The organism is Mesorhizobium sp. M2E.F.Ca.ET.209.01.1.1 (genome assembly GCF_004010375.2).
In the GTDB taxonomy this organism is placed as follows: Bacteria; Pseudomonadota; Alphaproteobacteria; order Rhizobiales; family Rhizobiaceae; genus Mesorhizobium.
Genome location: NZ_SADP02000018.1, coordinates 116,699 through 123,211 on the forward strand (window position 1 = coordinate 116,699; position 6,513 = coordinate 123,211).

Below are 6,513 nucleotides of genomic sequence, written 5' to 3' on the forward strand. Positions count from 1 at the left end.
CGGCTTCGGTGGAAGCTGGAGCGCCAATGCCGACAATGTCGCCTACGAGCTCTCGCTGCAGCAGAACGGCAACGGCGTCTCCGGCCGCTACCAAGGCGATGACGGCAGCGCCGGGCAGATCAACGGCAGGGTGAGCGGCAACGTGCTGCGCTTCTCCTGGCTCCAGTCGGACGGCACGCGAGGCAGCGGCAAGTTCAAGCTCGCCGCTGACGGCCAGTCGTTCGCGGGCAGCTACAATTTCGGCAACAACCCCGACGCCGTGGAGGGCTCCTGGAATGGGACACGGCAATGATCGCGGGGTCCTGACGCTTTGGTTGAACGCACGCAGCAACAACATCGAGGAGGTTCACATCATCATGTCTAACCGTTCGGCCGCTCGGCGCCGCGTGCTGGTTGCACTCTGCCTTTTTGCCGCGCCGCTCTGACCGCTGAAAAGGCCGATGCCCTATTCGCCGAAATTTGCGGCGACACCTGCCCAATCGTTGGCGGGTGTGATCGCCAAGCTTGCGATCGTGGTTCGGGAAGCGACTGACAACACCTGCATATTCGAATTTCCGCTGCCGCACATCCGCTTCGGCGCTGGCAGACCTGCGACGCCTCACTGATGACCCGAAGAATGACCGGCCCGCCGGCTGGCCCGCTGGCGACCAGGCGGTCGGCTCACTCTTCGGGCTGCCCGCCTCGTCTTCGCCGCTTGGCGTGCGTTCACTACGTGGAGCCAGGACGATGATGAGGCCTATCGCGCCTGGACGGAGACATTCAAGACACTGCATGGCGCAAGCAGGCTGCCCTAACATCCCGGCCTGATCCGCCAGGCGCCGGGAGCTTCTTCTCGTCCGTTCGTCAATGACGGAATCCAAGGATTTCGCCTAACGGCACGTCCCCCTATCAAATCCGTGAGTAGGGAAGGATGCGGATGAAGCCGGATACATCGAAGTGGCGTGACGCACAGGCATATGCATTCGTTAAAGGCGCCGCCGCCGATGCGATTGCCTGGGAGTTCTTGCGACGCAATCCGCTATATCAGCAAGACTTCACTGCCTCCCGCTCGACCAAGGCAATGCGCGCGCTGCGCAAACGCTGGGGGTTACAGTTTCGCTGCCAGGCCAGACCAGTCCGCGGTCGAGCAGCCCGTTTATTGGGCGCCTGAGGTTGATCCTGGGATCGTCAATCTTGTTGAGGTTCCGCCGGATCTGCGCGCGGGGGAGGGCAGCACCTTCGACGTCCCACTTGCCGCCGGTCGGCATGACGAGATCGGCCGCCATATGCGATCTCCCCCCGGCACGCAGCTGGCACTTCTCGGCGAGACGCAGCCGGGGAAGCCGCTCGCCGCGATTGTTCCCCTCGATGAAATGGCACGTGACCGGCTTCAGGCGATCGAGCGGTTCATCCGCGCGATCCACAGGCAATACCATCCCGACCCCCGCTTGACCTCAGCCCAGCGCCGCCGCCTGGGTCACATGCTGCGATGCCTGGATGGGCGGGACCAACAGGCATCCCTCTTTGAAGTCGCGACCGCCTTGTTCGGTCGGCGGCTGGTCAGCGCCGCTGACTGGCATGACTCGGCTTTCCGCTACCAGACGCATCGCCTCTTGCGCGACGGCCTGAAAATGGTCGAGCGCGGCTATCGCCAATTGCTGCGCGCGCGACGGCGTCATTTTTGAAGGGCTCTTCCTGCAATGATACGCGGTCGTCCCGCTTCGGGGTTAAGTCCGGGCGGGAGTTGATCGCATGATCGAATGTAGGTCCGGTCGCCCACTATAATGTGCTCGGAGGCGGCTCTGGTGGCGGTCGGGCCGGATTGTCGGAGGGGAAACAGGCCCCCACACCCCAGCAGTTATGGATATCCTACCGGCGACCACGTCGCTTTTGTCACGTAGGCCCGGATCCGCCATCGCCTCCGCCTTTCCTTTCACAGAGCGCACCAACGACCTCTCGAACGGGCTGATCTGGCCGAAGGCCGGCTGAAGCCTCGAGCGCCCATGCCGCAATGGCGGGGCGCGAGTTTCTTCCCCTGGGCGGAGCCCATTCCTCGCGAACCAAGAAACGCGCGTCTGCGCCATCCTCCGCTTTGCTGCGGTCGCAAGTGATGCGGCAGCACTCGCCTTCGGCCTCACGATCGCCATCGAGGTCGCATGGTGCGGGCTCGGAAACGAAGAAAACGGAGACAGAAAATGGCTACCATCGGCACTTTCAAGAAGACCAATGCGAACGAGTTCACCGGCGAGATCGTCACCCTCAGCGTCCAGGCCAAGGGCGTGCGCATCGTCCCCGACACAAGGGCCAACGGCGAGAACGCTCCAAGCCACCGCGTGGTGGTCGGCAAGGCCGAGATCGGCGCCGCCTGGTCCAAGCGATCCAACGAGGGCCGCGATTATCTTGGGCTCAAGCTCGACGATCCGAGCTTCACCGCTCCGATCTACGCCAACCTCTTCGCCGACGAGGAAGGTGAGGGCCATAGCCTCATCTGGTCCCGCCCCAATCGCCGTAACGGCGAGTGAATCAAGAGCCTCGCCCGGCCAACGCCGGGCGAGGCTCTTCTCATGCTGACTGCCGAAGCTCTTCGCGCCGCCGGGCGCCATGACCGGGCCTCCTTTCATCAGACGGGTTGGTTGACCAGCAATGGCGTGAAGATGATTGAGCGTCGGCTCCGCCAATTGCCGCGCCCGCCGGCGCCACTGCCCAAAGCCCTCTGAGCGGTGCGAAATAGCGCCCCTCAATTGCGCACCTGATCTTCGTCCCCAAGCTCCTCCATCCTGGCCATCGATCGCCGTTCAACCGCAACGGCCGGAAGGAGACACCTCATGAACGCTGACGCCGCGCCATTGCCGCCGCGCTATCTGCGCACTTCGGAAGCTGCGCACTTCCTCAGTCTCTCGGCGCGCACGCTGGAGAAACACCGCACCTATGGGACCGGGCCTGCTTATCGCAAACTTGGCGGTCGCGTCGTCTATTCTGTTGACGACCTTCAGGCATGGGCTCAGCGGGGCGCCATGACGTCGACAACCGATCCGCGTGGGTCGGTGCTGCCTGCCAAGCCTCCGGCGGGACGCCTGATCCCCTATGCCGGACGCGAGAGGCGCTGACCCTCCCTCATGCCTCGAAGACCACGGCAACCGTCGGAGCGGGGACAGCTCGATCTGTTCCAGGCGCTGCCAGGTGTTGTTGCACCACGCGATGCGCAGGATCTCATGGCCTATCCATTCTTTTCCCTTGCCAAATCCAGGCGCGTGGCGCCGATCGATTTTCGCGCCGGCGATGTGGCGATCCGTGTCGAAGCGATGCCCGATCATGGCATGGCGACGATCTGGGATGCCGACATCCTGATCTGGGCCGCGAGTCAGATCGTCAACGCGCGGGATGCCGGATTGCGCACGTCGCGCCTGATGGCCGCGACGCCATACGAAATACTCACCTTCATCGGACGCGGGGTCTCGAAGCGAGACTACCTGCGCCTCAAAGCTGCGCTCGACCGCCTGCAGTCGACAAGCGTCGTCACCTCCATTCGTCAACCTGCCGAAGGCCGGCGCCATCGCTTCTCGTGGATCAACGAGTGGCAGGAACGCGCCGACCGAAACGGGCGACCGCTCGGCGTCGAGCTGATCTTGCCCGATTGGTTCTATCGCGCGGTCATGGACGATGCGCTGATCCTGACGATCGACCGTGCATATTTCGGGCTGACGGGTGGTCTGGAGCGCTGGCTCTACCGGCTGGTGCGCAAGCATGGCGGACGCCAGCGCGCCGGCTGGCGTTTCGACATCGGCCACCTGCATCGCAAGTCCGGCAGCCTTTCGCCGCTCAAGCGCTTCGCCTTCGAGCTGCGTGAGATCGTGCGCCGCCAGCCTCTGCCCGGGTACCTTCTGTTCACGGAAATCGAAGCCCGCGGCCGTGTGTTGTTGGCTTTCGAACCAGCACCGACGCCTGTTGACAGGTTCGTGCCATCGGGAACCCGAACTATCGTGTCATCGGGAACCGCGTCCTCGTGCTTTCGGGAACCGCCATTGGCGCTAAGCGGCGGACCGGGCGCGGAAAATCGCGCTCCTAACTTAGAGTCTAACTCTCAATCTAACAGTCTTGCGCCCACGCCGCGGACTGGCGGTGACCAGCGGTGGCTTGGCCGGCGCGAGGGAGACGACGCATGACGCCGTCAACTCCATCGACGCCGCGCGGCGATTTGACGACGGTCGAGCTGATCTGGATCGAGAAGCGGATCGAGCATCGCCTCCGCTTCGGACGTCCTGCCAATCAGACGATCATCGACAAGCGGCGCCGCGTCGTCGCTTTTGCGCCAGGCAGTATCTTTGCATTCGTGCGCTGGGCGGCGAACGACTTTGGCACCATCGTTTCGCGCATCGACATCGTGCGCGCCGTCTTTCCCGGTGAACCTCATCAGACGTTGCCTTACATCCGGCCAGGCGGCGAGATCCTTCTCAAGATCGCGGGATGGGACAAGGTCGAGCGCGTTCTCGAATTGATCGATGCAATCGAGGCGATCGGCCTCGATCCGGTCGAGGCGTCACCCGACTATTGGCGCCAGACTCACAACCGGCTGGTTGCCGGCGGAACGCCGCGCGCCTATTCGCTCGAGCAGCACCGGGCCTTTCTGTTGCGCAAGCGAGCAACATCATGAGCCGCGCCGCTTCCATGACCGCAGCGCTCGTGGCCGCAGTCGCCACGGTCGCTCCGGCTGCGGTGCGGATGCCGCCGCTTTTGCTATGGAACGCGTCGGCCAGCGCGCCGATCGGGTTTTACGCGATCAGCGAAATGGCCGTTCCTACGACTGGTGCGCTCGCCGTCATTGACCCGCCAAAGACCGTCGGGCTCTTCGCCGCTGGGCGAGGCTACCTTCCGCTCGGAGTGCCGATGCTGAAGCACATCGAGGCGCTTCCGGGGCAGGAAGTCTGCCGCCTCGGTCGCCTCATCGCGGTGAACGGGCGTGCGCTTGGCATCGCATTGGAGCGTGACCGCAAGGGGCGCGCGCTACCTGACTGGCAGGGCTGCCGCATCGTCGCCGGCGACGAAGTCTTCGTCATGAACCGGCAAGTCCAAGACAGTCTCGATGGCCGCTATTTCGGCCCTTTCCCGGCGACCTCGATCGTCGGACGCGCGCTGCCGCTTTGGACCGACGAGAGCGGCGATGGGCACTTCGCCTGGCTCGCTCCGCCGACCTGAAATTCACCCAGTCATCAAGAGGAAGGAGATGGACCATGGCCGAGATCGGGGTCTTCCAGAAAACAGAATCCGGTTACTCAGGACGCATTCGAACACTGCTCGTCGATGCCGAGCTGGTGCTCGTCCCGACGACGACATCCGACGGCAAGGCGCCGGATTTCCGCATCCATATCGGCGCGCCCGGCGGTCCAGAAGTTGGCGCGGCCTGGAAGGAAACCGGCCAGACGGCTGGCGACTATCTGTCCTGCCGATTGGAGGATCCGGTGTTTGGCCGGCGCTTTCGTGCCGGTCTCTTCCGATCCGATGACGGCTCCTGGTCGCTGCGCTGGATTCGCCCGAAACCAAAGCCGGAGCGTGCCCGATGAGTGGGCCATCGACGTCGAGCTGCGCGGACGAAAGTCGCCCCGTCCGTCGGTTGCGCAGTCGGAGTGGCGCACTTTGTCTTGTCGTTGGCATGCTGATCCTCTGTGGCGCAATGACAGGGGCGGCCGCACAATTCGCGCCGGCCTCCAGCAAATCCGTGGACGATCCTTATGCCGCGCATATCGCCGAGGCATCGCATCGCTTCCGCGTACCTCAGCGCTGGATACGGGCAGTCATGTATCTCGAAAGCGGCCGCGATCCGCGCGCAGTCTCGCGAAAGGGGGCAGTGGGTTTGATGCAGATCATGCCCACGACCTGGGCTGAGCTGCGCCTCCGTCACCAGCTCGGCCGCGATCCCTATGATCCGCGCGACAACATCCTTGCCGGAACGGCCTATCTTCGCGAGCTCTTTGATCGATACGGCTCACCGGGCTTCCTGGCCGCCTACAATGCCGGGCCGCGGCGTTACGAAGCCTCCTTGAAGGGCCGCCCGCTCCCGGCTGAGACCTGGGCCTATGTTGCGAAGCTTCGCCCTTTCTGGGGCGGCGGTGATGCGCCCGGCTCGCTTACCGCCGCCCACGCAAAGGCCGTGAGCTGGCGGATCGCGCCTCTCGTCGTGCCGCTGTCGGCCTCCGGGCCTGGATCGGATCTTGCGCCCGGCCAAGGCGCTTCCGTCGCGCATTCGGCGGCAGCTTCCGTGGACGATGTCTTCGCGGCTGGCTCGCAGCGGCGCGAGCTGTTCGTCGTGTCCGAAACCGGGGCATCGGTGCGGTGACGGCCAAATCTGCAAATCGTGCCTGGGCGTTGTTCTGGACGTCAGGGCGCAGGGAAGGGGAGCCCGCGAGGCAACAGGTAAGCGTCCGGTCGTTGCACGTCGCTCAGATCTTGACAGGATTTTCGACTTTCTAAGCCCAAGGCAGGAGTTCATCGAGCCGGTTTACTGGATGACCGTCGACCATGCGGACGAGTACATCGCGC

Annotated in this window: 13 protein-coding genes; 11 read left to right on the forward strand and 2 right to left on the reverse strand. The window is 64.0% G+C overall.

What is annotated here, in order from left to right; translation table 11 throughout:
* From EN852_RS41030 to EN852_RS42540, 3 genes are all read left to right on the forward strand, one after another.
* Positions 1-292: hypothetical protein (locus EN852_RS41030; protein WP_189546208.1), on the forward strand; the 292-nt coding region annotated here is incomplete at its 5' end.
* A gap of 148 nt (positions 293-440) precedes the next feature.
* The gene (locus EN852_RS42535; RefSeq protein WP_246694417.1) at positions 441-605 is read left to right on the forward strand and encodes a hypothetical protein; all 165 of its coding nucleotides are present in this window, start codon (positions 441-443) and stop codon (positions 603-605) included.
* A gap of 305 nt (positions 606-910) precedes the next feature.
* On the forward strand, positions 911-1,150 hold the full coding sequence (locus EN852_RS42540) for a DUF6499 domain-containing protein (protein ID WP_348643478.1): 240 nt from the start codon (positions 911-913) through the stop codon (positions 1,148-1,150).
* Here EN852_RS42540 and EN852_RS42545 read toward each other — a convergent pair.
* Positions 1,035-1,415 (reverse strand): hypothetical protein, encoded by a 381-nt coding sequence (locus EN852_RS42545; RefSeq protein ID WP_246694422.1) that lies wholly within the window; start codon positions 1,413-1,415, stop codon positions 1,035-1,037. The two genes, EN852_RS42540 and EN852_RS42545, sit on opposite strands and share 116 nt — an antisense overlap.
* Here EN852_RS42545 and EN852_RS42550 point away from each other — a divergent pair.
* From EN852_RS42550 to EN852_RS27205, 8 genes are all read left to right on the forward strand, one after another.
* Positions 1,353-1,664, forward strand: a complete 312-nt coding sequence (locus tag EN852_RS42550; protein WP_246694418.1) for a DUF2285 domain-containing protein — start codon at positions 1,353-1,355, stop codon at positions 1,662-1,664. The two genes, EN852_RS42545 and EN852_RS42550, sit on opposite strands and share 63 nt — an antisense overlap.
* A 510-nt stretch (positions 1,665-2,174) precedes the next feature.
* Positions 2,175-2,501 (forward strand): DUF736 domain-containing protein, encoded by a 327-nt coding sequence (locus EN852_RS27175; RefSeq protein WP_042643545.1) that lies wholly within the window; start codon positions 2,175-2,177, stop codon positions 2,499-2,501.
* A gap of 303 nt (positions 2,502-2,804) precedes the next feature.
* Positions 2,805-3,086: a helix-turn-helix domain-containing protein gene (locus tag EN852_RS27180; protein ID WP_127868795.1), complete on the forward strand. Its 282-nt coding sequence runs from the start codon at positions 2,805-2,807 to the stop codon at positions 3,084-3,086.
* Positions 3,087-3,095: 9 nt separating this feature from the next.
* Positions 3,096-4,142 carry a replication initiator protein A gene (locus EN852_RS27185; RefSeq protein WP_127878416.1) on the forward strand — a complete coding sequence of 349 codons (1,047 nt, stop codon included), beginning with the start codon at positions 3,096-3,098 and terminating at the stop codon, positions 4,140-4,142.
* Entirely contained in the window at positions 4,139-4,630 is a 492-nt protein-coding gene (locus EN852_RS27190; protein WP_127878418.1) for a DUF2840 domain-containing protein, read from the forward strand. The genes EN852_RS27185 and EN852_RS27190 overlap by 4 nt, the downstream gene beginning before the upstream one ends.
* Positions 4,627-5,172 carry a S26 family signal peptidase gene (locus EN852_RS27195; RefSeq protein WP_127878420.1) on the forward strand — a complete coding sequence of 182 codons (546 nt, stop codon included), beginning with the start codon at positions 4,627-4,629 and terminating at the stop codon, positions 5,170-5,172. The genes EN852_RS27190 and EN852_RS27195 overlap by 4 nt, the downstream gene beginning before the upstream one ends.
* Positions 5,173-5,207: 35 nt before the next feature.
* Complete coding sequence (locus tag EN852_RS27200) at positions 5,208-5,537, forward strand: DUF736 family protein (protein ID WP_127878422.1); 330 nt, start codon at positions 5,208-5,210, stop codon at positions 5,535-5,537.
* 110 nt (positions 5,538-5,647) lie between these two features.
* The gene (locus tag EN852_RS27205; RefSeq protein WP_246694419.1) at positions 5,648-6,310 is read left to right on the forward strand and encodes a lytic transglycosylase domain-containing protein; all 663 of its coding nucleotides are present in this window, start codon (positions 5,648-5,650) and stop codon (positions 6,308-6,310) included.
* 130 nt (positions 6,311-6,440) lie between these two features.
* On the opposite strand, the gene EN852_RS27210 is transcribed toward EN852_RS27205, so the two are convergent.
* The coding region (locus tag EN852_RS27210; protein WP_135879553.1) for a transposase domain-containing protein at positions 6,441-6,513 on the reverse strand (73 nt) is incomplete at its 5' end.

Coding starts and splice junctions, on each gene's coding strand:
- EN852_RS42535 (WP_246694417.1), top strand. CDS start 441: ATGCCCTATTCGCCGAAATTTGCGGCGACACCTGCCCAATCGTTGGCG.
- EN852_RS42540 (WP_348643478.1), top strand. CDS start 911: ATGCGGATGAAGCCGGATACATCGAAGTGGCGTGACGCACAGGCATAT.
- EN852_RS42550 (WP_246694418.1), top strand. CDS start 1,353: ATGGCACGTGACCGGCTTCAGGCGATCGAGCGGTTCATCCGCGCGATC.
- EN852_RS42545 (WP_246694422.1), bottom strand. CDS start 1,415: ATGGTATTGCCTGTGGATCGCGCGGATGAACCGCTCGATCGCCTGAAG.
- EN852_RS27175 (WP_042643545.1), top strand. CDS start 2,175: ATGGCTACCATCGGCACTTTCAAGAAGACCAATGCGAACGAGTTCACC.
- EN852_RS27180 (WP_127868795.1), top strand. CDS start 2,805: ATGAACGCTGACGCCGCGCCATTGCCGCCGCGCTATCTGCGCACTTCG.
- EN852_RS27185 (WP_127878416.1), top strand. CDS start 3,096: ATGCCTCGAAGACCACGGCAACCGTCGGAGCGGGGACAGCTCGATCTG.
- EN852_RS27190 (WP_127878418.1), top strand. CDS start 4,139: ATGACGCCGTCAACTCCATCGACGCCGCGCGGCGATTTGACGACGGTC.
- EN852_RS27195 (WP_127878420.1), top strand. CDS start 4,627: ATGAGCCGCGCCGCTTCCATGACCGCAGCGCTCGTGGCCGCAGTCGCC.
- EN852_RS27200 (WP_127878422.1), top strand. CDS start 5,208: ATGGCCGAGATCGGGGTCTTCCAGAAAACAGAATCCGGTTACTCAGGA.
- EN852_RS27205 (WP_246694419.1), top strand. CDS start 5,648: ATGACAGGGGCGGCCGCACAATTCGCGCCGGCCTCCAGCAAATCCGTG.